24 protein-coding genes, 1 pseudogene and 1 riboswitch are annotated in these 26,634 nt (G+C 56.7%); of the genes and pseudogenes, 3 read left to right on the top strand and 22 right to left on the bottom strand.

Annotated features, from left to right (window positions below):
- Positions 1 to 207: 207 nt before the first annotated feature.
- The 16 genes from ACTTKG_RS01995 to clpB form a co-directional block, all read right to left on the bottom strand.
- Positions 208 to 1,008 (bottom strand): hypothetical protein, encoded by an 801-nt coding sequence (locus ACTTKG_RS01995; protein WP_442672587.1) that lies wholly within the window; start codon positions 1,006 to 1,008, stop codon positions 208 to 210.
- Between the two features lie 11 nt (positions 1,009 to 1,019).
- A complete protein-coding gene (locus ACTTKG_RS01990; RefSeq protein WP_264918843.1) occupies positions 1,020 to 1,568 on the bottom strand; it encodes a hypothetical protein in 549 nt (182 codons plus the stop codon).
- 176 nt (positions 1,569 to 1,744) lie between these two features.
- On the bottom strand, positions 1,745 to 4,273 hold the full coding sequence (secA, locus tag ACTTKG_RS01985; protein ID WP_442672586.1) for a preprotein translocase subunit SecA: 2,529 nt from the start codon (positions 4,271 to 4,273) through the stop codon (positions 1,745 to 1,747).
- A gap of 123 nt (positions 4,274 to 4,396) precedes the next feature.
- The gene (locus ACTTKG_RS01980; protein ID WP_442672585.1) at positions 4,397 to 5,305 is read right to left on the bottom strand and encodes a YitT family protein; all 909 of its coding nucleotides are present in this window, start codon (positions 5,303 to 5,305) and stop codon (positions 4,397 to 4,399) included.
- Entirely contained in the window at positions 5,305 to 5,964 is a 660-nt protein-coding gene (locus tag ACTTKG_RS01975; protein WP_442672584.1) for a hypothetical protein, read from the bottom strand. Before ACTTKG_RS01975 ends, ACTTKG_RS01980 begins: the two co-directional genes overlap by 1 nt.
- Positions 5,965 to 6,103: 139 nt before the next feature.
- The gene (locus ACTTKG_RS01970) at positions 6,104 to 7,528 is read right to left on the bottom strand and encodes a carbon starvation CstA family protein (RefSeq protein ID WP_442672583.1); all 1,425 of its coding nucleotides are present in this window, start codon (positions 7,526 to 7,528) and stop codon (positions 6,104 to 6,106) included.
- 246 nt (positions 7,529 to 7,774) lie between these two features.
- Positions 7,775 to 8,551, bottom strand: coding sequence for a tRNA pseudouridine(38-40) synthase TruA (truA, locus tag ACTTKG_RS01965; protein WP_442672582.1), 777 nt, complete (start codon positions 8,549 to 8,551; stop codon positions 7,775 to 7,777).
- Entirely contained in the window at positions 8,548 to 9,354 is an 807-nt protein-coding gene (locus tag ACTTKG_RS01960) for an energy-coupling factor transporter transmembrane component T family protein (RefSeq protein ID WP_442672581.1), read from the bottom strand. The genes truA and ACTTKG_RS01960 overlap by 4 nt, the downstream gene beginning before the upstream one ends.
- Positions 9,348 to 10,211, bottom strand: a complete 864-nt coding sequence (locus ACTTKG_RS01955; RefSeq protein ID WP_442672580.1) for an energy-coupling factor transporter ATPase — start codon at positions 10,209 to 10,211, stop codon at positions 9,348 to 9,350. Before ACTTKG_RS01955 ends, ACTTKG_RS01960 begins: the two co-directional genes overlap by 7 nt.
- The gene (locus ACTTKG_RS01950) at positions 10,199 to 11,035 is read right to left on the bottom strand and encodes an energy-coupling factor transporter ATPase (RefSeq protein WP_442672579.1); all 837 of its coding nucleotides are present in this window, start codon (positions 11,033 to 11,035) and stop codon (positions 10,199 to 10,201) included. The genes ACTTKG_RS01955 and ACTTKG_RS01950 overlap by 13 nt, the downstream gene beginning before the upstream one ends.
- A gap of 123 nt (positions 11,036 to 11,158) precedes the next feature.
- Positions 11,159 to 11,836, bottom strand: coding sequence for an ABC transporter ATP-binding protein (locus tag ACTTKG_RS01945; RefSeq protein WP_442672578.1), 678 nt, complete (start codon positions 11,834 to 11,836; stop codon positions 11,159 to 11,161).
- Positions 11,836 to 13,026 carry an FtsX-like permease family protein gene (locus ACTTKG_RS01940; protein ID WP_442672577.1) on the bottom strand — a complete coding sequence of 397 codons (1,191 nt, stop codon included), beginning with the start codon at positions 13,024 to 13,026 and terminating at the stop codon, positions 11,836 to 11,838. Before ACTTKG_RS01940 ends, ACTTKG_RS01945 begins: the two co-directional genes overlap by 1 nt.
- 2 nt (positions 13,027 to 13,028) lie before the next feature.
- Complete coding sequence (locus ACTTKG_RS01935; protein ID WP_442672576.1) at positions 13,029 to 13,439, bottom strand: DUF4418 family protein; 411 nt, start codon at positions 13,437 to 13,439, stop codon at positions 13,029 to 13,031.
- Between the two features lie 215 nt (positions 13,440 to 13,654).
- Positions 13,655 to 15,001: an HD-GYP domain-containing protein gene (locus ACTTKG_RS01930; protein ID WP_442672575.1), complete on the bottom strand. Its 1,347-nt coding sequence runs from the start codon at positions 14,999 to 15,001 to the stop codon at positions 13,655 to 13,657.
- 126 nt (positions 15,002 to 15,127) lie between these two features.
- Complete coding sequence (locus ACTTKG_RS01925; RefSeq protein ID WP_442672574.1) at positions 15,128 to 16,447, bottom strand: HD-GYP domain-containing protein; 1,320 nt, start codon at positions 16,445 to 16,447, stop codon at positions 15,128 to 15,130.
- A 185-nt stretch (positions 16,448 to 16,632) separates the two neighbouring features.
- Positions 16,633 to 19,206, bottom strand: coding sequence for an ATP-dependent chaperone ClpB (gene clpB / locus ACTTKG_RS01920; protein ID WP_442672573.1), 2,574 nt, complete (start codon positions 19,204 to 19,206; stop codon positions 16,633 to 16,635).
- Between the two features lie 241 nt (positions 19,207 to 19,447).
- Between clpB and ACTTKG_RS01915 the strand changes: the two genes are divergently transcribed.
- Genes ACTTKG_RS01915 through ACTTKG_RS01905 form a run of 3 tightly spaced genes read left to right on the top strand, consistent with a single transcriptional unit; the run spans position 19,448 to position 20,394 of the window.
- Positions 19,448 to 19,795, top strand: coding sequence for a type II toxin-antitoxin system RelE/ParE family toxin (locus tag ACTTKG_RS01915; protein ID WP_442672572.1), 348 nt, complete (start codon positions 19,448 to 19,450; stop codon positions 19,793 to 19,795).
- The gene (locus ACTTKG_RS01910; protein ID WP_442672571.1) at positions 19,789 to 19,977 is read left to right on the top strand and encodes an XRE family transcriptional regulator; all 189 of its coding nucleotides are present in this window, start codon (positions 19,789 to 19,791) and stop codon (positions 19,975 to 19,977) included. Before ACTTKG_RS01915 ends, ACTTKG_RS01910 begins: the two co-directional genes overlap by 7 nt.
- A gap of 24 nt (positions 19,978 to 20,001) precedes the next feature.
- A complete protein-coding gene (locus tag ACTTKG_RS01905; protein WP_442672570.1) occupies positions 20,002 to 20,394 on the top strand; it encodes a hypothetical protein in 393 nt (130 codons plus the stop codon).
- 64 nt (positions 20,395 to 20,458) lie between these two features.
- On the opposite strand, the gene ACTTKG_RS01900 is transcribed toward ACTTKG_RS01905, so the two are convergent.
- From ACTTKG_RS01900 to ACTTKG_RS01875, 6 genes and pseudogenes are all read right to left on the bottom strand, one after another.
- Positions 20,459 to 21,457 (bottom strand): sirohydrochlorin cobaltochelatase, encoded by a 999-nt coding sequence (locus ACTTKG_RS01900; protein ID WP_442672569.1) that lies wholly within the window; start codon positions 21,455 to 21,457, stop codon positions 20,459 to 20,461.
- 380 nt (positions 21,458 to 21,837) lie between these two features.
- A riboswitch (cobalamin riboswitch) is annotated at positions 21,838 to 22,015 on the bottom strand.
- Between the two features lie 105 nt (positions 22,016 to 22,120).
- Complete coding sequence (locus tag ACTTKG_RS01895) at positions 22,121 to 23,074, bottom strand: serine O-acetyltransferase (RefSeq protein ID WP_442672568.1); 954 nt, start codon at positions 23,072 to 23,074, stop codon at positions 22,121 to 22,123.
- Positions 23,075 to 23,143: 69 nt separating this feature from the next.
- Positions 23,144 to 23,884, bottom strand: coding sequence for an alpha/beta hydrolase-fold protein (locus tag ACTTKG_RS01890; protein ID WP_442672567.1), 741 nt, complete (start codon positions 23,882 to 23,884; stop codon positions 23,144 to 23,146).
- Positions 23,885 to 24,014: 130 nt separating this feature from the next.
- The gene (gene crcB / locus ACTTKG_RS01885; RefSeq protein ID WP_442672566.1) at positions 24,015 to 24,401 is read right to left on the bottom strand and encodes a fluoride efflux transporter CrcB; all 387 of its coding nucleotides are present in this window, start codon (positions 24,399 to 24,401) and stop codon (positions 24,015 to 24,017) included.
- Positions 24,402 to 24,404: 3 nt separating this feature from the next.
- Positions 24,405 to 25,745: an MFS transporter gene (locus ACTTKG_RS01880; RefSeq protein WP_442672565.1), complete on the bottom strand. Its 1,341-nt coding sequence runs from the start codon at positions 25,743 to 25,745 to the stop codon at positions 24,405 to 24,407.
- A 145-nt stretch (positions 25,746 to 25,890) separates the two neighbouring features.
- Positions 25,891 to 26,634, bottom strand: a pseudogene (locus ACTTKG_RS01875) (carboxynorspermidine decarboxylase); the annotation flags it as partial.

The following is a 26,634-nucleotide window of genomic DNA, read 5'->3' as shown; positions in this document are numbered from 1 at the left end:
TCCGGCTTCCAATCTTCGAGCATCTTGTCACATCCTTCAAAAAGCTGCCCGGAAGGGCAAGCCCCGCCCCTGCGGGTATTTATATTTGTCTTTTAGCAATACCTTGCCTAATTGTAGCAGATTATCCACCATACGTCAAAAAGAAACCGCCCCCAAGGGGGCGGCTAAGCGGCGGCAAACCTGCCAACCATGCCAAACGAACCATATCTATCGCGAGGCCACGCTCGCGCCGACCGTTTCGGCTCTCGCCTGTACCTTCCGCGTGGCAGCAGCGACCTGCTCTTTGGTCAGCAGAATGCCCTTCGTCGAGGCGAAGACGACAGACGCGCTGTCTTGCTGCTGTATCGGAGCTGTTCCCGCCTTCGTCTCGTCCTTTGCCTGCTCCTTCATCTTCGCAACATCCTGCTCCGCTTCTTCTTTGCCTGCTGTCTGGCGCAGCTCCTTCTCCTTGACGGACCCCGCCTTGACCTCGTCCTTGGCATCTCCTATCAAGTCATCCACCATGCGCAACGCTTCCATATCGAACGCATCCATGGAGCGCGGCGTCTCGCCGACCGCCACCCCCTCCGCCTCTGCCGCACGCTTTTCCAGCGTCCGCTTAAGCTCGTAAAGCGACGAGAGCTTGTCCTCGGGCGAAAGCGCGATGACCTCGCTTTTCAGCTGCTCCTGCTCCTTTTTCATGGCGAGCTTGTCGTCCTCGGAAAGGTTTTCCTCCGCAAGGCTCTTCTCTATTTCACCCAAGCGATTTTTCATCGACTGTACGGTCTCTTTCCTGTCGTCCAGCTTCTCCAGCTCCGCCCGCGCACCTGTGGCTTCGCCGCTGCGCTCCAACAGTTTGGACGGCTCTTGCGCCGCCCTGCTCTTCTCGCGTGCCGCCGGGCTAAGCAGAACCTCTGCCGCCACCCCCAGATGCACCGCTGCGTGCTTCATCGCCTGCTGCGGCTGCCGTGCGCTGTAACCGTAGCTTCCCTGCCCCTGCACCCAAGGGCTTCGCTCTATCTTCATCATATTGCCCCCCATCACATATACAGTTCCATTATAACACAGGCATGGTTAAGCGTACTATACGCATCGCGAACTTCATCTTTTGAACCAAATCTCAAATCATTAAACACATCTGTCATTGCATTTCGCAAATTCTCAGGACCATCAATAACAATACGCCTGCCATACTCATACTTGGCATGAGCCGCCCATGTATCTGGCGTATTCGTCGGATACCCACCACCCCAAGCCTGGTTTACATTATTCCTTATATCATGCACATCGACAGCATTATCGTTACTGGTGTTATAATCGTAATTATTCAGTAATCCTTTTGCTATATCCCTAGCCTGAAAAATATACCCTATCGTATTTCTAATTGTAGCCGATACATCTTGATTATTTACATTCGAACTCGCACTCAGTACTAAACTTTCGCTAGACAAACTGATCTGATACGCAGGCTCGGACGATGTTTCATCAGATACCGTTGATGCGACTTCTGATGTCACTGATACTTCCTTGGCTCGCGTTGATGCATCTACTGCATTACGAGCCGCATTACTAATTGAAACGCTCTCCATAATTCTCTCTTCCCATTCCAATCAAGTAGACCACTAATAATTCGACATACTAAGGAAACAAATCCTTCGCCTTTTTATCGAATGGTTTTTCAAATTGTTAAGCCTTTAATTAAAAAATATTCCCAGCAACTGTAAAAAAGGCAGGCTATCTTGCGGCTCGCCTGCCTTTTCCCACACTATTGATTTCTGCCGCAGCAGTTCTTGTACTTCTTGCCGCTGCCGCACGGGCACGGATCGTTGCGTCCGACGTCGCTCTTGTTGCGTGCGGGCTGCTTCTTCGCCTCGGCGGCGTCGGATTCGCCGCCGTGCGAGGCGCGCGCCGTCTGCAGACGGTCTTGGAGCTGCTGTTGCTCCTGCGTCACGATGCTCACGCGGTACATGAGCTTCGCGATATCGTTTTGAATCGAGGCTTCCATCGCTTCAAACATATCGAGCGCTTCGATCTTGTACTCGACGAGCGGATTCCGCTGCCCGTAAGCGCGCAGATTGATGCCCTCGCGCAGCATGTCCATGCGGTCGAGATGCTCCATCCAGTGATTGTCAACGACGCGCAGCATGACGACCTTTTCCAGCTCGCGCATATTCTCTTCGCCGAAGAGCTGTTCACGCGCCGCGTATGCTTCGTGCGCCGTCTTTCTGAGCGTTTCTTCCAACTCGTCGCGGCTCATCGCCTCCAGCTCTTCCTTCTTGAGCTTGCCCTCGGGCGCGTAGATCTTCTCCGCGTCCTCGACCAGCCCGTCGAGCGTCCATTCCTCGGGATAGAGCTTCGCGTTCGCATATTGATCCATCTGGCTCTCGATGATCTTGTCGAGCATGAAGAAAATATTTTCCTTGAGATCCTCGCCCTTCAGGATCTTGCGGCGCTCCTTGTAGATGACCTCGCGCTGCTGATTCATGACGTCGTCGTACTCAAGGACGTGCTTTCTTATATCGAAGTTCCTCGCTTCGACCTTCTTCTGCGCACGCTCGATCGAGCGCGTAATCAGCTTGTGCTCGATCGGATCGTCCTCGTCCATGCCGAGACGATCCATGATCGACGCGATATTGTCCGACGCGAAAAGGCGCAGCAGATCGTCCTCCAGCGACAGGTAGAACTTCGACGTGCCACGGTCGCCCTGGCGACCGGCGCGGCCGCGCAGCTGGTTGTCGATGCGCCGCGACTCATGACGCTCCGTGCCGAGGATATAGAGACCGCCAAGATCCTGCACGCCGTCGCCGAGCTGGATGTCCGTGCCGCGTCCCGCCATATTCGTCGCGATGGTCACGGCGCCCTTCTGTCCCGCGTCCTTGATGATCTCCGCTTCCTTCTCGTGGTACTTGGCATTCAGGACATTGTGCTCGACCCCGTGCTTCTTCAAGATCGCGCTGAGTTCTTCCGACTGCGTGATCGACGTCGTGCCGATGAGGATCGGCTGCCCCGTCTTATGAATCTCCTCGACTGCCCTGCCGACGGCGCGGTATTTCGCACGCTTCGTCTTGTAGATGGCGTCCGGCTCGTCGATGCGCTGCACGGGGCGGTTCGTCGGCACGACGACGACGGGCAGCTTGTAGATCTTGAGGAACTCGTCCTCCTCAGTCTTCGCCGTGCCCGTCATGCCGCCGAGCTTGTCGTACATGCGGAAATAGTTCTGGAACGTGATCGACGCGAGCGTCTGGCTCTCGCGCTGAATCTTCACGCCCTCCTTCGCCTCGATCGCCTGATGCAGACCGTCCGAGTAACGGCGGCCGACCATGAGACGACCCGTGAACTCATCGACGATGACGATCTCATCGTCACGCACGACGTAGTCGCGGTCGCGCTTCATCAGCGCCTTGGCTCGCAGAGCCGCCGTGAAGCAGTGCGAAAGCTCCAGATTCTCGGGCGCGTATAGGTTCTTGATACCGACGATGCGCTCCACCTTGAGGACGGCTTCATCGGACGGCGCGACGGTCTTTTGCTTCTCATCGAGCTTATAGTCCTCGCCTTCCTTGAGCTGGGCGACGGCGCGCGCCATGACAGCGTACATGTCCGTCGACTTCTGCCCGGGACCCGAGATGATGAGCGGCGTTCTCGCTTCATCGACGAGGATCGAGTCCACCTCATCGACGATGGCATAATGAAGATCACGCTGCACCATCTGCTGCGGATGAATCACCATGTTGTCGCGCAGATAGTCGAAGCCGAACTCATTGTTTGTGCCGAATGTGACGTCAGACGCATAGGCGAGCTTTCTCTCAGGGAAGTCCATATCGTGCGCAATGAGACCGACCGACAGCCCCAAGAAGCGATAAACGCGTCCCATCCACTCACTGTCGCGGCGTGCGAGGTAGTCGTTGACCGTGACCATGTGTACGCCCTTGCCTTCGAGCGCGTTGAGGTAGACGGGCAGCGTCGCGACGAGCGTCTTGCCCTCGCCCGTGCGCATCTCGGCGATCTTGCCCTCGTGCAGGCAGATACCGCCGATCATCTGCACGTCGAAATGACGCATGCCAAGGACGCGCCTCGACGCCTCGCGCACGACGGCAAACGCCTCGGGAAGCATATCGTCAAGACTCTCGCCGTTTGCGAGACGCTCCTTGAACTTTCCCGTATGGCCTGCAAGCGCATCGTCACTGAGGCTTTCGAGCGCCTTTTCGTGACCGTTGATGACGTCGACGATGCCGCGCATACGCTTGATTTCCTTTTCGTTGTTATCTCCCAAGAATCGCTTGATGAATCCGAGCAACCCGTATCACTCCTCGTGCCCACACCTTTCAGCGCAGGATAAAATAGAAAGGAAACGTCAAACCGTTTCCCAAAAACTGCGAAATAACCTATCTTATGATTCTAACAGACAATCGCGCATAAGTCAAAAAATCCTCTTGCTGCGCTCCTTGAGCATCGCCTTCAAGTGCATCCCAGGCATCGTAAAACCCCTGCCCATGACCTCGTTCGCCGAAAGCACGATCATGAAAGCGTTCTTGTCGATGAGATTGGCGATGAGCTTGACCTTGCTGATCTGCGTGAGTGAGCAAACGAGAAAGAGCACGTTGCGCTCCTTGCGCGTAAAAGCGCCCTGTCCGTGCAGAAACGTCACGCCGCGCCCGACCTCGCAGATGATCGCCTCCGAAATCGGCTGCACATGGTCGGAGATGATGAGCACGACCTTGCGGCTGTTGAACCCCGCGACGACCCTGTCCGTCACGGCAGAGTTCATGAACATGCAGACGAGTGTATAGAGCGCGGGCATGATGCCGAAGAGTGCGGCGGCGACGAGCATGATGACGCAGTTAAACGCGAAGATCACGCTGCCCATATTCAAAGAGTAATATTTCTTCACGATGGCGGCGACGATGTCGAAGCCGCCCGAACTGCCGTTCATGCGAAAGATAATGCCGTAGCCGACGCCGTTCAAAACACCGCCGAAGATCGCCGCGAGCATCGTGTCCGGCACGGGCGCATAGGCGTTCAAAAAGCGCGTCGCGTCAACGCAAAAGGAAAAAAGGATCGTGCCGAAAGCGATGTCGAGCGTGTAGTCGCGGCCGAGCGTCTTGTACGCCGCCGCGAGAAGCGGCAGATTGTAGAGAAACATCTGCACGCCGATGGGAAGCGCGAAGAGATAGTAAAAGATCATCGCGATGCCCGCGACGCCGCCCGACAAAAGATGCGACGGCACGACGAAGAGGTTGATCGACGAGCTGCTGATAAGGCAGCCGAGCAGGATGCCGAGATAGCGAAAGACGCGGCTCTTCAAGGACAAGCGCTTGATATGAAGCATCAAGGATTCTCCTTCCCGCTCCCGCCGCTCCAGCGAAGCGTCGGCGCTTCATCGTCGGCGAGTGCGCTCCGATCAATGTCCTTGCCGCCCATAGTGAGCGCATGGAGATCCATGTTCTCCCAGTCGCTTCGCTCCTCGTCCGTCAAAGCATCTGCCTCTGCTTCCGTCAGCGGCAGACTCGTCAAACGCCACGAGACGAGACTGCCGTCCGTCGGCTCCGCTCCAAGGATGAGCCTCTGTCTCGGATCTTTCGGATTCTCGTATATGTAACAAACACCGCCGTCGAGAAACGCACGCGGCTTCTCGCCGAACGTCGTGCGAATCTTATACGCCGTCGCACCGTAACGCACGCCCGCGCGCGCCGTATAGTCCTTATTCTTGACGCGCATATCCGCGACCTTACCCGTATCGACGACGACGCCGACCTCATAGCCGCCGGGGAACGTATAATAACGCAGATGGATGTCCCAGACCATACGCTCCTTGTCGAAGTCGGGCTTGCCGAAAGCCGCAAGCATCTTCGTCTCCGCATCGCCGAGCGCTATGCCCTTGACCGTGAAATCCACAGGTTCCAAGCCGCCCTGCGCCCGCGCCGCCATCGGCAGCGCAAGAAAAAGCCCGATGAAGAACACCATCGTCAAGCCATGATAAAAACGCATTTTTCCACCGTCCTCTATCGTATGATACTGCACTGCATGAACCGCGCAAAAGTTTTTCCTTGATTCTATAACACACGCACAGGCTTGTCAAAAGAAAAACTCCTCAAGATTCCGCCTTGAGGAGTTTTTGCAGAACGGTTCATCCACGCCGCAGCACCGTCGTGCGCAGGAACAAAAACAAGAACAGCGCAGCCAAAGTGATGCCGACGGGATATGTGATGCTCGTCGCGAGACCGAATCCTTCCTTCGCCTGCAAGATGTACGTCATGGTGACCGCCGACATGAATGTCGCGGGAATCATGCCGATGAGATAATAGAACTTGCCGCGGAACGTGCGGTAGAGATAGACGGAACCCGTCCACAGGACGATCATGGCAAGCGTCTGATTCGTCCATGAGAAGTACCGCCATATAATCGAGAAGTCAATCTGCGTGAGAAGCGCGCCGATGCCGAGGATCGGCAAAGCGAGCGCGAGGCGCTTGCCCGTCGTTTTCTGCTCAACGCCGAACCAATCGGCGATCGTCAGACGCGCCGAGCGAAACGCCGTATCGCCCGACGTGATCGGGCAGGCGACGACGCCGAGAAGCGCGAGCGCCGCACCGACGGGGCCGAGGAAGCCGACGCAGATGTCGTAGACCACGCCGCCGGGACCCGCCGAAGCGAGAACAGCGCCGAGACCGCCCGTGCTCTCGTAGAAGGTCACGCCCGCTGCCGCCCAAACGAGCGCGATGAAGCCCTCAGCGACCATCGCACCGTAAAACACGGGACGTGCGAGCCGCTCATCCTTCAGGCAGCGCGCCATCAAAGGCGACTGCGTGGAGTGAAAGCCCGAGACAGCGCCGCAGGCGACCGTAATGAACATCAGCGGCCAGATCGGCAGATCCGTCGGATGCAGATTCGCCATGACCATCTCGGGCATGACGTGACCGCCGACGCCCGCGAACATCGCACTCATGATGCCGAACGCCATGACGATCAGACAGATCCCGAAGATCGGATAGAAACGCGCGATCAGCGTGTCGATCGGCAGGAGCGTCGCGAGGAAGTAATAGCACAGGATGATGATGAGCCAAATCTTGATCGCGCCGATCGAACCGAGCGAGAGCAGCTTGCCGTCGATGAGCATCGCCGGTCCCGTCGCGAAGACTGTGCCGACGAGGACGAGCAAAACGACGGAAAAGATGCGCATGATGAAGAGCATCGTTTTGCCCATGTGATTGCCAACGACTTCCGATATGCTCTTGCCGTCCTCACGCAGCGAAATCATGCCTGACATATAATCGTGCACCCCGCCGGCAAAGATCGTGCCGAGAACGATCCAGAAGTAGACGCAGGGTCCCCAAAGAGCGCCCTGCAAGGCTCCGAAGATCGGACCGAGTCCGGCGATATTCAACAGCTGGATCATGAAGACTTTCCAAGTCGGCAGCGGGATGTAGTCCACGCCGTCGTTGTGCACCACTGCAGGTGTCGGCTTGTCTGTCGGCGCAAACATCACGTCAACGATCTTGCCATAGATGAGATAGCCCAGAATCAAAGCGAGCAATGCCACCAAAAATGTAACCATCGCAAATCACTCTCCTTCTGTCCGTCAGTCTATCGAGCCGCCGTGCCGCCCCTCCTCTCCTTCGTATAGGCAATATTCGGACGATTGACAAAATAACTCTGCTGCTTTCAATCTAAACCTTTTTCTCCCAGTTGTCAATCGTAATTTTCTGAAAAACCTTTGTAATTCCCCCTGTCGAGAAATTGCCAACGGGGAGAGCGCCGCGCAGATAGAGGAAGATGCGCGGCTGCATTTATCCGTGTTCCCTCAATACTCCACGCTTTCCAAAAACAGCCCGCAGGCAGGCGCAGTAGCTGCGGCGCACTTTCTGTCGCCGCCTTCGAGAATCGCGGCGAAATCCGCCGCCGTGCGCCGTCCTCTGCCGACGTCGACGAGCGTGCCGACGATGTTGCGTGCCATGTGGTAGAGGAAGCCGTTCGCATGAAAGACAAACTCGATCCTCTCGCCCTCGATTCGCCTGCCCTCGGCACGGTACATCGTGCGCACGGGCAGCATCGGCGCACCGCCCGCTGCGCGAAACGCCGAGAAGTCATGCTTGCCGATCATGTGCGCCGCCGCTTCGTTCATCGACGCAAGATCGAGCGGCGCACCGACGTACCAAGCATAGCGCTCACTGAACGGATTCGGCGTCTCCCCCTCTTGTATGCGGTAGATATACGACTTGCTCTTTGCACTGTGGCGCGCAGAAAAGCTCCGCCCCTCTTCCCTCGCCGCTTTGACGACAATATCGGGCGGCAGAACGCTGTTCATCGCACGCACGATGCGCTCCGTCGGTATGCGCCCGTCCGTGAAGAAGTTCACGACCTGCCCCACGGCATGAACACCCGCATCGGTGCGGCCTGCGGCGGCAAGTTCGATGGTATCTCCGAAAACGAGTGTGAGCTTTTCTTCCAAGACGTTCTGCACGGCACGAATCGGCGGACTTTGTCGCTGAAAGCCGTGGTACGCCGTACCATCGTAGGCGACAGTCAGACAGATATTGCGCGCGCGCGCTTTCATCATTTCCTTGTGTTCACGCTTCATTTCAGCCCTCCGAAGTTCAGAACGGCAAGCGCAGAGATGAATGCCGCGCCGAAGCCATAAGCGACATAGTCAATGGAGCTGATGCGAAGCGCCTTCATCTGCGTGCGCCCGACGCCGCCGCGATAGCAGCGCGCTTCCATCGCCAGCGCGAGATCGTCGGCGCGGCGAAACGCCGAGATGAAGAGCGGCACAAGCACGGGCACGAAGCCCTTGACGCGCTCGATGACGCCGCCCTCCGTGAAGTCTGCACCACGCGCCTGCTGCGCTTTCATGATCTTATCGGCTTCCTCGATCAATGTCGGCACGAAGCGCAGCGCAATCGTCATCATCATGGCAATCTCGTGCGCGGGCACGCCGATGCGCTTTGCCGGCTGCATGAGCGTTTCGAGCGCATCGGTCAGAGCGAGCGGCGCGGTCGTATAGGTCAGAAGCGCCGAAAGCAAAATCAAGAGAGCCAAGCGCAAGGCGATAAAGAATCCCTTCGCCGCCCCCTGCCATGTAAGATCGAAGAGCCACAGATGAAAAAATGCGTCGCCCGGCGTACTCACGAGATGAATGATGAATGTAAACGCGATGATCCAAGAGAGCGGCTTCAAAGACTTGAGCATCAAGCGGAGCGGCACGCGGCTCACGGCGATCATCGCTGCGGTAAAAGCCGTCAGTGCTGCATAAGAGAGCGGCGAATCAAAGACAAAGATCGCTGCAAGAAAGAAAAAGAGCAGAACGATTTTCGTGCGCGGATCGAGACGATGCAAGAGCGAACTGCCCGGAAAGTACTGACCGAGCGTAATGTCCTTCAGCATGAGCCGCACCTCCCCAACGCCTCTTTGATACGCGCCGCGCCGTCTGCCGCATCGAAAGCGGCGGGATCGAGATCAAGCCCCTTTGCCCTGAGCTTATCCAAAAGCTCGACAATATGCGGCGGACGAAGCCCCGCCGCCGAGAGCTTTTCCTTCGCGGCAAAGACCTCGTGCGGTGCGCCCTCGATCATCACGCGGCCTGCGTGCATGACGATGAGCCGATTCGCAAAACGCGCGATGTCGTCCATGTTGTGCGAGACGAGCACGATGGTCACGCCCTCCTTCTCGTGCAGCTCGCGCACCCGTGTCAAAAGCGCGTCGCTTGCACGCGGATCAAGCCCCGCCGTCGGCTCATCGAGTACGAGATAGCGCGGCTTGAGCGCTAATACGCCCGCGATCGCCGCCCGCCGCCTTTGTCCGCCCGACAGAGCAAACGGCGAACGCGCACCGTACACCTCGGCAGGAAGCCCGACGAAGTCGAGCGACGCCTTGACGCGCACTTCGACCTCCGCCGCCGAAAGCCCGAGCTGCAGAGGACCAAACGCCACATCCTTCTCCACGGTTTCCTCAAAGAGCTGATGCTCCGGGTACTGGAACACCATGCCGACGCTTCGCCGCGCCCGCTTCGCCTCCGCCCCCTTTTTGCCGATGTCCGTGCCATCGACGAGCACCGTACCGCGATCCGGCTGCAAAAGTCCGTTCAAATGCTGCACGAGCGTCGATTTGCCGGAGCCTGTATGCCCGGCGAGCGCCGTGAAGCTGCCCTCTTCAATCGTCAGCGAAACATCCGCAAGAGCCTCGCGCTCAAACGGCGTGCCGCGCATATAGGTGTAGCTGATACTTTCCATCACGATGGACACAGCGCACTCACCAACTCCTCATCGGTCAAAAGATCCGCAGGCAGAGAAACGCCCGCCTCACGCAAAAGCGACGCCACCTCAACGGCAAGCGGCACGTCGAGACCACGCGCCTTCATGCCGCCGACGTCTTGAAACACCTCGCGAGGACTGCCTTCCGCCGCGATGCGTCCCTCTTCCATGACGACGACGCGGTCAGCGGCGGCCGCCTCTTCCATGAAATGTGTGATATAGACGACGGTGATGCCGTTCTCTCGATGAAGCCGCCGCACCGTTTCCAAAACATCCTGCCTGCCTATGGGATCGAGCATCGCCGTCGGCTCATCAAGCACGAGACAGCGCGTATTCATCGCCAGCGCACCCGCGATCGCCACGCGCTGCTTCTGTCCGCCCGACAGAAGGTGCGGCGCCGCCGTGCGATAGCGCTCCATGCCGACGGCGGTGAGCGCATCGCGCACGCGCATACGGATCTCCGCCGGCTCTATACCTAGATTCTCCGGACCGAAAGCGACGTCATCCTCGACGACAGCGGCGATGATCTGATTGTCAGGATTCTGAAACACCATGCTCACAAGCTGACGGATGCGCCAAAGATCCGCCGTTTCCTTCGTATCCAGCCCCGCGACCGTACATCGGCCCTCGGTCGGCAGAAGGAGCGCGTTGAAATGGCGCGCCAGCGTCGATTTGCCCGAACCGTTCGTACCGAGAACAGCGAGAAACTCCCCCTCATCGACGGAAAGCGACACATCCGAAAGTGCCCGATAAGCGTCATCCTCCCCCGCATGGAAGACATGCGAAAGATGCTCGGCGCGAATGAACTCCGCCACGACAGCCTCCCCCTTCCTCAAGGCGCAAAAACATCACATAGGGGACGCTTCCGCCCCCCATACTTTCGCATCAACAAAACAATCCTATTATACCCGATTTTAATTGTCAACTCAAATAAAATTTCAAGATGACAATTCTAACTTTCCGGCTTCCATGCGATAGAGGCGGTCAGCATAATCCGCCGCTTCGCGCTCATGCGTCACAACAAGGACAGCCCTGCCGTGCGCCGCCTCTTCGCGCAGCAGTGCAAAAACGAGACGCGTATTTTCATCGTCGAGATCGCCCGTCGGCTCATCGAGCAGCAGGACGGCGGCATCGCGCACCAAGGCGCGGGCGAGCGTCAGGCGGCGCAGCTCGCCGCCCGACAACTCCGCCGGATCGGCGCTCTTCAGATGTGCGATGCCGAGCCGCTCCATAAGCTGCAGCGCACGCGGCTCCGCCTCTCGCGCTACACCGTAGAGCGAGCACGGCAGCAAGATATTTTCCTGCACCGTCAAGCTTGAGAGCGCCATGAGCGTCTGCGGCGCAAGGCCGATCTTTCGGCTGCGCAGCTCTGCAAGCTCCGCCTCATCCAAACGATAAATGTCCGTATCGTCCAAAAGTACGCGTCCCGTCCCCGGCGCCATAAGCCCCGCCAGCATCTTCAAAAGCGTGCTCTTGCCGCTGCCCGAGCGCCCCGTAACGGCGAAAAAATCACCGGCACGCAGAGAAAAATCTGTTTCCTCGACCGCCATGAAAAAGCCTTGCGGCGCACTCGGCCGCAAAAAATCCCGACTGATCTTTTCCGCTCGCAGCTCCATCACATATCCTCCCGCAGCATCACATCCATACGCCGCACCGTCCAAAGAGCTGCCAAAGCAGCGGAAAGGACGGCGACGCCAAAAGCCCCCGCCGCCAAGAGCGCGATGTTCGAAGCGTCGGGCAAAAGATACGGCCGCGCGAAGCTGTCCTTCAAGAGCGCGGCAAACGGCAGCAGCACGAAAGCGCCCGCAAAGACGCCGCCCGCCGCGCCGAAAGAAGCGATGATAAGAGCTTCGATGAGAGCGATGCGCGTGAGTATGGAGCGCCTTGCGCCGCTGATGAGAAGCACGGCGAACTCTCTGCGCCTTTCCGAAAACACCATCTGAAAGGCAAGCGCCAGAAGCCCGACGCACAGGAGCCAGACGAAAAAGAGAAGGACGCCGACCGTTCCCGTGACGCCGCCAAGCCCTGCCTCCACGCTTCGAACCATGCCGTGCGCAGGCTTCGCCGAAAGATCGGGATAGGCTGCGCCGATCGCCTCCGCTACAGCCTCGGGGCTGAAATCGGGCGCAGTCCTGATGAGCACGGCAGAGATCGCCTGCTCCGGCTCAATGCCCTGAAATGCGGCGAAGTCCAGCTCGGCAGCGCGTCTCATCATCGCGCGGATCGTCGTCATATTCATATAGACCGCCGTATCCATGCCCGTCCCCGTGGGACTCAAGCGCGCCACAACGCGGCACGGCGTATTGTAAAACTTCAGCGTCTTATCCTCGGGCACCGAGATGCCGCTGCCGACGACGATATCGCCGTCGCCGACGTCGTCGGCATAGCTCTCACGAATCCACGGCTGGATCGTAAAGTCCGTCGCCGGATCAAAGCCGATCAGCTGCACCGCGACGGAGCAGCAGCCGGCGTTTGCCGAAGTCAGAAAGAACTGCGGTGCAGCGCTTGCAACGCCGGGCAACGAAGAGAGCGCGGCAAGGCGCGAAGCGTCCATGTAGAAATGGAGCGGACGTCCCTGCACAAGCACGCCTTCCAGACCGCCGTCTGCCTGCGCATCCTTGGGCAATACGAGAACATCCGCGCCCAACCGCGCCTGAAAACGAGTCAAGCCGTTTTGCAGACTCAAGACGACGAGCGAGCCGCCGAAGAGCGTCAAAGAGAGCATCGCCGTCACCACCCCCAGCGCAACGGTGCGCGAGAAATTTCGACGGCAGTTCCGCACCGCCAGAAAGCGCGCGAACCCCATCGTCAATCCCCCTTCCGATAGACGTAAATATCCATACAGGCGAGCAAAATCATCACGACGGAGATCGCCCTTGCCGCAGGCTGCATCACCGTATGGCAGCGCATCGTCTCCATCATGCAGAGGTCGATCATCTGTCCGGGCAGGAAAAACGCCAACACCGCCGTCGGAATCATCGCCATCGCCAGCCCTGTTTTGATCGCAGCACGCCAAATCACAGCGTGCAGCAAAGCGATGGCAAAGAGCACGGCAGCGACGCCGAAAAGCGCCTCGCCCGCCCAATGGCACACCATCCATTTGCCGTCCGCCTGCTGTGCGCACGGCGCTAAAAACGTACGCATACCGATGAAGAATACGCCGCTTGCAAGCAAGAGCAGGACGTCCGTGATCTTGAGCCTCCATTTTTTCTTTTCCAAGCAAAACTCTCCTCTCCAAAAAATGCCGAAAGAAGCAACCTTTTCCGAAACAATTCTTTCTCCATCATAGCAAAGTCGATAATGTTTTTCAAGAAAGCACGGGGAAAATAGCTGCGCCGACCGTTTATTTGATCGATGAGACAAAACGAACACATAGAAAAATCCTCCGAACAGAACTTCATTTCCATTCAGAGGATGCTCATCAAAACTGCACGTTATGAAATTTTTTCCTTATTCTCCACATCCGCACTCGGCAGCAGATACTCGACTTTGATGCTTATTGTGGTATTGAGATCAATAAAATCGCCGTCGGTCGTCTGCACGACGGGAAGCGCTTTCATGCGCGTCTCGTCGATATAGACGATCTTCGCCACAGCGCCGTTCGAGAGTTTGACCCAGTTGCCGTTGAGCGTATGAGACATATTGCGTATAAAAACGACGCCATACTCCGCATCCAAGCGATTCGCAACAAATTCGTCAGAAAGGACGGAAAAGACCTCAAAGGGGGAACGCCGTTTTGCGTAAAAGCGACGCGAAGCCATCGCATCGTACGTATCCAAGATGGCGAGGATACGCGCAAACTTGCAGATGCCTTCCTTCTTCATGCCCTGCGGATAGCCCGAGCCGTCGTTGCGCTCATGATGCTGCAGCACGGCCTCGGTCACCTGCTTGTCGAGCTGCAGCGCCGACCGCGCGACGATGTCGTAGCCCAAGCGAGCATGTTTCTGCATGAGACGGCGCTCCGCCGGCGTATAGAGTGCAATCTTCTTGAGGAAATTCGGCGCAAAGGCAGTATAGCCGATGTCCATGAGAAACGCCGCCAAGATCAGCCGATGCCGCTCCTGCGCAGGCATCTTGAGCCACTGCCCCATAAGACCGGCGAGGACGGCAACGCGCATGACATGATGCAGCTGATATTCACCGATCGTCTCCATGTTGTAAACATGTGACACGGCCTTCCCGCTGCTCGAAAGCGGCGCAAAGTTTCTCGCCGCCGTCTCCGCCTCTGTGATATTGATACGTCCATACGCCCGCACCGAGCTGAAAAACCCCTGCAGTTCCTCGAAGCATTCTTCGTATTGTTCGATGAACGCCGCCTCAAGCGACGAAGTCTCACGCAGTACGATGCCGGATTTCGAAACAGGCTTCTCCAGCGCCTCCGGCGTCTTCTCCTTCTCCGGCTCGACTTTTGCTGCAGACGCTCTCCCCGCACGCTCCTCAATCTTCGCGAGCGCCGCCTGTTTGTCAGCTTCCGCTGCCGCCAGCACAGCCGCTGCCGTCTGCTCCTGCACTCTTCGCCACACAGCCGCCGCATCGTCATCGATCTGCGGCGTCTTTGCAGCGGGCGTCGCTTCTGCAGCAGGCTTTTCTGCAGCTGCAGACTCTTCCTCATCAGGCAGCAGGATTCGGACAAAGACAATCCCCCGCTGGTCAAGATATTCAATGCGCTGCTCATCAAGCACCGTACCTTCGCCCAAGAGGACGGACATATCGTCCGAATATACCGTCCGCCCGATGACCATGCCTGCCTCCAGTTCATCAACCGGATACTTCTTCAACATCAACTTGCACTCCTTGCAGGATAAACCATTCGTTTCCTTAATATCCATTTACATTAAATTATACCATGAATCCACCCCGTATGCTACATTTTTCAATCGGCAGACATCCGGCGGCAAGCAGAAAGATCACTGCGTCATTTCCCGCCCCGTGAGCAAGGCATCTACGCGTATGGTTCGCAGCGTATTGAGATCGATGAAAGCGCCATCCACCGTCTGCACAATCGGCAGCGCGTTGAGGCGCGAGTCGTCAATATAGACGATCTTGCCCGTCTCGCCGTTCGTAAGTCTGACCCAGTTGCCATTCAGCGAGTTGCAGATATTGCGGATAAACGGCAGACCATAGCCCGCATCCAAACGATCGGCAATGATGTCGTCGGACAGTATTTCAAATACATCAAAAGGCGAACGCTGCTTCGCGTAAGCACGCTTCGACGCCATAGCGTCATAAATGTCAAGTATCGCAAGGATGCGTGCAAAGTCGCAGATCTGTTCCTTTCGCAAGCCCTCGGGATAACCCGAGCCGTCGTTCCTCTCATGGTGCTGAAGAATCGCTCCCAAGATCTGTGCGTCCGCTCCAAACGGCGAGTTCGCCACAAGTGCATGACCAAGACGCGCATGCTTCTGCATGAGCACGCGATCCTTCTTCGTATAGCATCCCGCTTTTTTGAGAAATCCTGTCGCGATGCGTGTAGAACCGATATCCAAAAGAACCGCCGCAATGACGAGGCGCAGCTGATCGCGGCGCTGCATCTTAAGCCATTGCCCCATAAGACCTGCAAGAATGGCGACTCGCGCACTGTGATGAATCGAATAGTCGCCCTGCGTCTCCATATTGTAAATATGCGTGATCGCCTTGGCGCTTGAGCACAGCGGCAAAACCTGCTGCGCGAGCATTTTCACCGCCTGCGCGTCGATGTGGCCGCTCGTGCGAGTCATCTCGTAAAACATCGAGAGATTGAGATAGAGATCATCGTACTGCCGCACATAGGCAGCTTCGAGCGAAGCGTCTTTTTGCGGTGCAACACCGGTCTTTACCATCGACTGAACGCTTCTCGGGCGAATCACGGAACGAGTATCAACGGTATCCGCCACTTCCTGCATAAATTCCGCCAAGGCTGCATCCCTCTCGGGAGAGGCGGCTTCCGGCACAATATTCAGCATGGAAGCAACCGGCTCCATCCTTCTTGCGTCCAAACGATCCACCGATTTCGGCGCAGCGCCCGCCAAAGCCGCCTTAACTGCGGCATCCTTCGATGCAGGCGGCGCTGCCATGACATCCTGCCGAACATGCACAAAACTGACGTCTCTGCTCTCCAGAGAATCGATCATCTGTCGGTCAAGCACCGTTCCTTCTGCCAGAATAACCGTCATGTCCTCTTCATAAATTCCTCTTCCAACAACCATTCCTTCCTGCAACTGACTTACTGGATACTTCTTGAGTTTCACAGTATTCCCACTCCTTCTCCACAACCCATTAGTTTATTTGTCCTATTATAACATCACTTAGGACTAAATACCATAGAAATGAGGATTTCTCATCATTTTCTTATAAAAAAGATGAGAGACATCTGTCTCCCATCTTTTCATCTATAGATCTGCATCATCACATCTGCACGACTGCCGCCGTTTGTTCAAAGCGTCTTGAACGTAACCTCGCCGTTTTCCGCGCCGATCTCGACTGTGTCTCCTTCCTTTGCCTCGCCCTTGATGATCTCCTTCGACAGAGCCGTTTCCACCTTGTGCGAAATCAGACGGCGCAGCGGACGCGCGCCGAAATTCGGCTCGAAACCTTGGTTCGCCAAAAGCTCCAAGGCGTCCTCCGTCCACGAGAGCGTGATGCCCACTTGGCGCCGGAGACGCTTGGAAAGGCTCTCCAGCAAGAGCTTGGCGATCGCCTTGACCTGCTCGCGTGCGAGCCCCTTGAACACGACGATGTCGTCGACACGATTCAAAAACTCGGGACGGAAGTACTCTTTCAGAAGCTCCTTGACCGCCGCCTGCGCTTCCTCGAAGTCCTTGTTCAAGATCTCGTGCGATCCGAGGTTGCTCGTCATGATGATGACGGTATTCTTGAAGTTCACGACGCGCCCCTTGCCATCCGTCAAGCGACCATCGTCCAAGATCTGCAGGAGCACATTAAATACGTCGCGATGCGCCTTTTCGATCTCGTCGAGCAGGATAACGCTGTAGGGGCGACGGCGCACGGCTTCCGTGAGCTGTCCGCCCTCCTCGTAGCCAACGTAGCCCGGAGGCGCTCCGATGAGCCTCGCGACGGAATGCTTCTCCATGTACTCCGACATGTCGATGCGGATCATGCTGCGCTCATCGTCAAACAACGACTCTGCCAAAGTCTTGGCAAGCTCCGTCTTGCCGACGCCCGTCGGGCCGAGGAAAATGAACGAACCGATCGGGCGGTTCGGATCCTTGATGCCTGCACGCGCCCGCAGGATCGCTTCGCTGACGACGCGCACGGCTTCGTCCTGCCCAACGACGCGCTCATGCAGCACATCTTCGAGGCGCAGGAGCTTCTCGCGCTCGCCCGTGAGCATCTTCGAAACGGGAATGCCCGTCCAGCGGCTCACAACCTCGGCGATGTCCTCCTCGCCGACCTCTTCCTTGAGCAAATGATCGTCCGCCGCCTTCTTCGCTAAGGCATCCTCCTCTTCTTTGAGCTGCTTTTCCAAGGTCGGCAGTTTGCCATAACGCAGTTCGGACAAACGGTTCAAGTCATAGTTACGCTCGGCAAGCTCCATCTCATTTTTGGTTTGGTCAATCTCCTTCTTGACGGCACGCACGCGCAAGATCGCCTGCTTCTCCGCCTCCCACTTGTCCTTGAGCGCCTTTTCCTTCTGCTGCAGCGTCTCCTTCTCCTCGGTCACATGCGCGAGCTTTTCCTTCGAAGCGTCGTCCGTCTCCTTCTTCAGCGCCTGCTCGGCGATTTCCAGCTGCATGATCTTACGGCGCACTTCATCCAACGGCTGCGGCATCGACTCGATCTCCGTGCGCAGCTTCGCCGCCGCTTCATCGACGAGATCAATCGCCTTGTCGGGCAGGAACCTGTCCGAAATGTAGCGGTCGGAAAGCGTCGCCGCCGCCAACAGCGCATTGTCGCGGATGCGCACGCCGTGATGCACCTCGTAACGCTCCTTGATGCCGCGCAGAATCGAGATCGTATCCTCAACCGTCGGCTCGCTGACCATGACGGGCTGGAAGCGGCGCTCAAGAGCCGCGTCCTTCTCGATGTACTTGCGGTACTCGCTCAAGGTCGTCGCGCCGATGCAGCGCAGCTCGCCGCGCGCGAGCATCGGCTTCAAGAGGTTGCCCGCGTCCATCGCGCCCTCGGCTGCGCCCGCTCCGACGACTGTATGCACCTCGTCGATGAAGAGCAAAATCTGACCGTCTGACTTCGCAATCTCGTTCAAAACCGCCTTCAAGCGCTCCTCGAACTCCCCGCGGAACTTCGCGCCTGCGACGAGCGATCCCATATCGAGCGAATAGAGCGTCTTATTCTTCAAAGATTCCGGCACGTCGCCCGCGACGATGCGACGCGCAAGCCCCTCGACAATCGCCGTCTTGCCGACGCCCGGCTCGCCGATGAGCACGGGGTTGTTCTTCGTACGGCGCGTCAAGATCTCAATCGTGCGGCGAATCTCCTCGTCGCGCCCGATCACGGGATCAATCTTGCCCTTCTTCGCTGCATCCGTGAGATCGCGCCCGTACTTTTCGAGCGACTTGTAGCCATCCTCGGGATTGCCGCTCGTGACGTTCTGCTTGCGGTTCTTCTTGACGGCGCTCATGACGCTGCTCTTCGTAAGACCAAACTGGCGGCAGATCTCCTGCACCTCGCTGCTGCCGTCAGCGGCAACGCCGAGCAGCAGATGCTCCGTGCTGATATAGTCGTCCTTCATGCTCTTGGCGTATTCCTGCGCCCTGCCGATGACGCGCACCATATCCATGCCCATCGTCAGACGATCCTGCCCCTTGACGCTCGGCAGCTTGCTGAGTTCTTTCTCCAACCGCGCACGCAGCATCGCCGGATCCGCGCCGCAGTCCTCGAAGATCGTTGCAAGCAGTCCCTCCGGTTCCTGCGCGAGTGCATAAAGCAAATGCACCGAAGTGATTTCCTGCTGATAGCGCATAGCCGCCGCCTGCTGCGCCGTCTGCATCGCCGCCAAGGCTTTCTCCGTATATCTTTCTTCTCCCATGATGATTTCCTCCTATATATCAATGATGATTCCCTAAGAAGCAACAAGGCTTCTTTCACCCCGCCTTGCTGCTTCTTATTATAACGCAAAAAGTCAAAAAGTCAAATACTATTTTTGACTTTTTGACTAATCATTTTACCAGCAAGAGCGTCGTCATACTTTATGTCGACGGCGGTTTATGGTATAGTAAAGACAGGAATGACACTTTCAAAGCAATTCCATGAGGACAGAGGATTCGACAATGAATGTTATATTTTATCAAAAACCTGATGGTTCTTACCCTGTCACAGATTTTCTAGACAGTTTAGACAATAAAATGCGAGCCAAGGTCATCCGTTCATTAAAACTGCTCGAAGCAAAAGGATACCTGCTGCGCGCTCCCGATTCAAAAGAGCTTACGGATGGCATCATGGAACTTCGCACCACATTTGCTGGCAACATATCGCGAGTCCTCTACTTTTTCATCGTCGGCAATACTGCCATTGTAACAAACGGATTCATAAAAAAAACGCAAAAGACCCCTATTGAAGAAATCGAACGTGCCAAAGCATATCGTCTTGACTACCAGAGGAGGAATCTATCATGTTAACTTTGAACGACTACCTTGAAGAACAACTCAAAGACCCTGTATTCAAGCGTGAATACGATGCGCTTGAAGGCTGGTATCAAGAGCAGCTTGCCCGGCAGGACGCACCCGCCCATACCGAAAAATCAGCGGCTTCGAAAGCCCCGCACCCACCGCGCAAGAGCCGAACTGTCATTCCCGTATAGTCCGAACACACGCGAGGAATCTATATGCTAAACACGCTTCTCCTCATAACCCTCGGTCTTCTCACCGCCCTCTTCATTCTGCAGATGCGCCGCTCGCTCAAGCGTTCAACGCTCGTCAACTCGCTCATCAACGAGTACATCGACCATCTCAACGATCCTGCGCTCATCGACACGATCTATGCCTACTGCACATCGGACTGGCGGCTGCAGCGCATCATGAAGAGATACGATGGCACACGCACGGACATTGCGATGCTTTTCCAAAAGCTCCTCGTCTGGGCGAATTTCAGAAAGGGACGGCGCTTCGTCCCCATCTCCGCCTTCTTCTTTGCCGGCTCTCTTGCCTATCTGCTGCGGCACAAAGACGCCGAACCGAAGAAACTCGCGATGAAGATGATGAATTTCTTCCATATTTGACAAGAACGCCGCTTGGAAATTCCAAGCGGCGTTCTCTATTAAAAGGAGATGTATCTTCGTTTTCTTATTTGGCTTGGAGCATATCCCACGCTTCATTCGCACGATCGACGAAGAGACCGCGGATCAGCCCGTTTTCACCAATGCCATGAATGTAGGTGTTGACCTTGAAGCCCTCTTTCATGAGGATGGACTTGTGCGAATCCGGCTCATCGCCAGCCATGTCGTTGTTTGCATGATCGCCGGCAACCATCATCAGCGGCATGAGCGTGACAGACTTGATACCCTTCGCCTTAAGCTCAGGAATGATATCCTCAAGACCCGGCCAGCCCTCGACCGTATAGATGTAGGTGTTCTTGAGCTGCATACGGTTGATGCCCGACTGAATGACGCTGTAGTAGGCATTTGCCGGATGCGGCGTGCCGTGCGCCATGATGAGGATGGCTTCGTCGTCAGCGACCTCAGGGAACTGCGTCGACAGCGCCGAGAGCGCCTCCTTGACATCGTCGCGCTGCTCTTCCTGACCCTGCCAGTAGATGAGCGACGTACCGAGCGTCATCTTCTTGAAGCTGTCCTTGTACTCGTTGAAAATCGCCTTGTCATAGGCATATTCCACGCCTGGAATGACATCGAGCGAGCACAGTGCAATGCGCGTATAGCCTTCCTTCTTGAGCTGCTGCAGAGCCGCTTCAGGCGTCGGGATCTCGATGCCTTCCTTCGCCTTGATGCGGTCGATGATGATGTGCGACGTGAATGCCGTCACGACTTTCACATTCGGATGCGCCGCCTGAATCGCCTTGACCGTCGCTTCGATCGTCTTTTCACGCGAATCCTTGAAGGTCGTGCCGAAGCTCATGACGAGGATGGCATCCTTGTTCGGGAGATTCTGCATCTTGGGGTTGTCGTACTTCAATGCGCCGACCTGCGTCGCCTCAAGGAGCGCAGGCGTCGCATCCGTGACTTCATCACTGAGCATATAAGCTGCGTCTACGGACGGCGTACCGAAAGCAAACACAGCGCCGCAAGCCAGCGACAAGGCGAGCATCTTCTTGAAATTCTTCTTCATTCACTATCTCTCCTTTGAAACGTAAGAAATAAACATATCGGGAAACAACCCGCAAAAGGTGTTCCCCGAAAAATTATGGCAAGCTTTGCACTCGATGTCAAGTCATCCGAGCGAAAGCCGGTCTTGAAAAAGGAAGCTCCGAGTCTCCACACTCGGAGCCGCTGCAAAGCAGCGAAAAGAGAACTGGATCGGAAATAATATATGAGCAATGCTTTCCCCTGTAGCCCAAGCCGCAGGGAAAACTCTCCGCCGAAATGGATCCCCTTTGCCCGCGATGGGAAAGGGGTTTCGGAGGGGAGGCACTACAAAAGAAAACCCGGCCTTCAGCCGGGATTCATTGCGTTGCGCAATAATCCCCTTCCCCATCACTCGCAGGTCAAACGGTGATTGTCAGCTAGGCAGTTCTCCTGGCTTCAGGTCATCGCTCCTCTGCGCCTTCCCAAGGAAAACTCCCCAGTGACATCATGCAGATTCGCTCGCTGTTACAGTGGCGGGACCGCTCCGGCATTGACCGGATTCCCTATTAAGTCTTGCGACACCTAACCCAATCGATATGAAGTTTTTATGTTCTCATGAACTTCATGTATTATGGTAGCACTATGTGCGCCCCTTGTCAACACCTTTTGTGAAAAACACAAAATACAAAATGTCAGCAACGGAAAATTATATCACATAAAACCACGGAGCTTCTCCCTCGAAATCCACCTGCTCCAATTCATCGCGCGACTTATCGTAGCGCAGTTCTTGATTCTTCACGCTGATCTGCGTGCCGGGCGCGACCGACTTCGTGATGAACGCGTTGCCGCCGATGATTGCGCCCTTGCCGATGACGGTCTTGCCGCCGAGGATCGATGCGCCCGAATAAATCGTCACATAATCCTCAATCGTCGGATGACGCTTCTTGTCCTTCAGGGAGCGTCCGCCCTTCGTCGAAAGCGCCCCCAAGGTCACGCCCTGATATATCTTCACATGCTCGCCGATCTCCGTTGTTTCGCCGATGACGACGCCCGTCGCGTGGTCGATGAAGAAACTCCTGCCGATCGTCGCGCCCGGATGGATGTCAACGCCCGTACAGTTGTGCGCGTGCTCCGACATGATACGCGGGATGACAGGTACGCCGAGCACATGCAGTTCATGCGCGAGACGATGCACACAGATCGCATAAAGTCCCGGATAGGAGTAGATGATCTCGGCTTCACTCGACGCCGCAGGATCACCTTCAAAAGCCGCGCGGACGTCAAGCTCGATGTAGGCGCGGAGTTTCGGAATAGCACGGAAAAAGGCAAGCGTGATCTCCTGCGCACGGTCGGCAAACTCTCCCTCCGAATGCAGCTTTGCACATGTGCAGGGCAGCGCGATGGCAATCTGCTTATTCAGAAGGTACGCCACATCTTCCATGAGCATCGTCATATTGGTTTCGACACTGTAAACGCGGTAATGCGCATCCTTAAAATAGCCCGGAAAGATGATGCGCACGAGCTTGTCAAGGATGTCGATGACCGCCCTCTTATCCGGACGGCAGAACACATCCATCTTGTCAATGATGCGATCCGTCTTATAGTCGGCGAGAATGTCGTGAATGATGCCGTGCAGGTTCTCTGCTATAATTTCCGCCATTTCCTCACTTCGCTTTCTTTGCAGAACGACGGTGCGGAGCCGCCTTTTCATTTTTATGAAATATGCCTGTCATTCGGCGAGCACATAGGGCAGGAAGTACACGAGCTGCTTCTTCCACCAATCCCAGCCATAGTCTACGTCGTGACCCCAAAAGTCAATCCATGCCTTGACGCCCCGATCACGCAGCACTGTGCGCAGGAGATCCGTCGTGCGGCGCGGCTCATCAAGTCCCTGCCCCTGCCCCGTACAAAAGACGAGCTTTCTCGCATTGTAAATCTCAATATAAGGATGCTCATTCGCCATATTGGGCAAAAAATCGAGCGGCGAATTATCGTAGAGACGCCAATTCAGCCAGCCGTCAAAAAAAGTCTTTGCGTCATAAGAGCCGGCGAGTGAGATCAGCCCCGAGAAGAGGTCGGGGCGGCGCAAAAAGAGGATCGCCGCATGTGTGCCGCCGAAGCCGCAGCCAATGCAAATCGGCAGATGATCCCAACTGCCCAGAGAACGAACGAACGGCACGACTTCCTCAGAAATATATTCATAATACGCTTCCTGCCGGTTGGCACGCCAATCGCGGTCGCCGTCGCTGAACCAACTTTCGCCGTCGATCGTATCGACTGCCACGAGGCGCATTCTCTGCCCGTCGATCCAACGCGCCAGAGTCTCTGTCACGCCTGCTTTTTCATACGCATCGGAGAGCATTTGCTGCGGCGGAAAAGCGAGCACAGGCACACCGCCGTTCCCGTATGTACGAACACGCATTTCCTTTTGCAGCCGTTCGCTGTACCAGCAATCCAGTCTCGTTTCCATTATGCAGTTCCCTCCTCTTTCTAATCTAATTTTATATCTATATCATAACTATACTATACAAATCCTTCCATGACAAGAAGAAACAGCTGCCGCAGGATCTTGCAGCAGCTGTTTCTGACACTACATCAAACTAGAGTATGGCGCGTACGAGAGAAATGCCCGCCCACGCCGCCGCTATGCCGAGAGCAACGCTCATGAAGACATTCGCCAACGCCGACGTATGCGGTTCCTGCAGCAAATTCAGCGTTTCCATGCTGAACGACGAAAAGGTCGTGAAACCGCCGAGAAAGCCGACGCCGAGCAGCAAGCGCAAGTTCTCCGGCAAATATTTATCGCCAAAAGGAAAAAGCGGCAAAAGCCCCATGAGCACGCCCATAAGGAAGCTGCCCGACACGTTGACAAAGAGCGTGCCGTGAGGAAATGCCGTCCCGAAGCGCACGGCGAGGAGCGAGGTCGCCAAATAGCGGCAGACGGCGCCGATGCCGCCGCCCAGAAAGACGAAGATATACTGCGCCATCGCTCACGCTCCGTGCGCCTCGCGGACATCTGCGAGATCTTCGAGCGTCTTCTGCTTGCTTTCCTTGCCGCAGGCGATGACGACGATCGAGATCAGCACGAATACGGAAGCGAACAGAGCGAAGATCGTCTCAATGCCGACGGAGCCGGCGAGCAGAACGCCGACGAGCATCGGCGCGATCATGCCGCCGATGCGTCCAAAGCCCGCCGCCCAGCCGCTGCCGAGCGCACGCATCGCCGTCGGGTACTGCTCGGGCGTGTAGGTGTAGATGACGCCCCATGCGCCGAGGTTGAAGAAGCTCATGCCCGCACCCCAGGCGAGAAGCGCTGACGACGATTCGGCAGCGCCGAAGAAGTAGCTGCAAACGCCCGACAAGAGCAGGAAAGCAGACAACGTATACTTGCGTCCGATGACCTCGACGAGCCACGCGGCAGCAAGATAGCCGGGCAGCTGCGCGAGCGTCATCATCAGCACATACTCGAAGGTCTTGACGACGGCGAACCCCTGCGCGTAGACGAGCGACGGCAGCCACATGAAGATGCCGTAGTAGCTGAAGACGATGCCGAACCACGTCAGCCAAAGCATCGCCGTGCGCAGACGGAAGCCCTTTTGCCACAGAGCGGCAAATCCCGTCTCTCTGGCGCTCTCTCGCGGCAATAGCTCATCTGCCGTAAACGGACGGTTCGCAAGACCGAGCTTTTCCTCCAAATGGCAGACGATTTCCTTCGCCTCCTCGACGCGTCCCTTCGCGAGCAGGTAGCGAACGGATTCGGGCAAGTGCAGGCGGATGAGGAACACATAGAGCGCGGGCAGAGCGCCGAGCAGGAACGCGAGCTTCCAGCCGAATGTTGGAATGAAGAGATACGAGATGCAGGCGGCGACGAGCCAGCCGACGCCCCAGAAGCTCTCAAGAAGGACGATGAAGCGTCCGCGCAGCCGCGTCGGCGCATACTCTGTCATGAGCGTGACGGCGACGGGCAGTTCGCCGCCGAGGCCGAAGCCGACGAGGAAACGGAAGACGAGCAGCGATTCATAGCTCCAAGCCAGCGCGCAAAGCCCCGTCGATACACTGTAGAGCAGAACCGTCGCAGTGAAGACCTTCTTGCGCCCCCAGCGATCGGCAAGCGAACCCGCCACGACCGCCCCGAGCGCCATGCCGATGAGTCCCACAGAGCCGATCCAACCCGCCTGCGCGGGACTCAGCCCCCAATCCTTGACCAAGAGCGGCAGGACGAAGGCGATCAGACCCGTATCCATCGCATCAAAGAGCCAACCCAAACCCGTGACGAGAAGCATCTTGTAGTGAAAAGAGCCAACGGGCAATTCTTCCAAACGACGCAGCATAAATATCCACTTCCTTTGAAAATAAAATCATTTCTTCTCTGCCCTAAACAAAGGGCGTCGCTCTTTATTGTACCACCTATGCGCCGCAGGTCAAGTCTTCCATGCAGAACGCGAAGAAGCGCCATCGCGAACGACGGCACTTCTTCTAAGACAGGCGCATCTTAAAATCCTCGTAGCCGAAGCGGCGCACGACCTGCCATGCGCCCGTTTCATCGACGGCGATGATCGCAGGCAGCGGCATGCCGTTGAACGTGTTGTTCTTCACCATCGTATAGATCGCCATGTCGCCGAAGACGACGCGGCGGGAGGCGGCAAGCGGCGCATCGAACGAGTATGTGCCGATCGTATCGCCCGCAAGGCACGTCGGCCCCGCAAAGGTATAGGTGAAGGGCTTCTCCCCTGCCTCGCCCGCCCCCAAGACGGGCGGACGGTACGGCATCTCGATGACGTCGGGCATGTGGCACGCCGCCGACGTGTCGAGGATGGCGACAGGCGTATCGTTTTCAACGATTTCAAGCACCTCGGCGACGAGGAATCCTGCATCGAGCGCGATCGCCTCGCCCGGCTCGATATAGACCTTGAGTCCGTATTTCGTTTGCATACGCATAATGCACCGTTTCAGCAGGTCGATGTCGTAGCCCTCGCGCGTGATATGGTGTCCACCGCCAAAGTTGATCCACTCCATCTGCGGCAGCCATGCGCCGAACTTCTCCTCGACGGCTTCGAGCGTCTCTGCCAACGGCTCCGCTCCCTGCTCGCAAAGCGTATGAAAGTGCAGCCCCGTCAATCCTTCGATTTTTTCGGGGCGAAAATCGCCGCACTTGACGCCGAGACGCGAGCCGGCCGAGCATGGATCGTAGATCGCGTGCTCCTGCGTCGAATGCTCGGG

The sequence above is a fragment of the Selenomonas sp. genome, assembly GCF_052169755.1.
In the GTDB taxonomy this organism is placed as follows: Bacteria; Bacillota; Negativicutes; order Selenomonadales; family Selenomonadaceae; genus Selenomonas.
Note: the sequence above shows the minus strand (reverse complement) of the source record. Positions and strands in the feature narration are given on the sequence as shown.